This window comes from Mediterraneibacter sp. 210702-DFI.5.30, from assembly GCF_020560115.1.
Classification (GTDB): Bacteria; Bacillota; Clostridia; order Lachnospirales; family Lachnospiraceae; genus Mediterraneibacter; species Mediterraneibacter faecis.
Genome location: NZ_JAJCME010000294.1, coordinates 1 through 207 on the forward strand (window position 1 = coordinate 1; position 207 = coordinate 207).

The 207-nt window shown below is 52.2% G+C and carries 1 protein-coding gene; it reads left to right on the top strand.

Annotation, left to right across the window (positions count from 1 at the left end):
• The coding region (locus tag LI126_RS15605) for a tRNA ligase subunit PheS family protein (protein ID WP_442919980.1) at positions 1 to 207 on the top strand (207 nt) is incomplete at both ends.

A 207-nucleotide genomic window follows, 5' to 3' on the forward strand; every position in this document is an offset into this window, starting at 1 on the left:
GATGATCTCGCCAGGCAAGGTCTACCGGCGCGATACTGATGATGCCACGCACAGTCATCAGTTCCACCAAGTAGAAGGACTGGTTGTCGGTGAGCACGTGACGATGGCTGACTTGAAAGGGACGTTGGAAGTAGTTGCCCAAAACCTGTTTGGTGATCAGTTGAAGGTTCGCTTGCGACCAAGCTACTTCCCATTTACTGAGCCAAG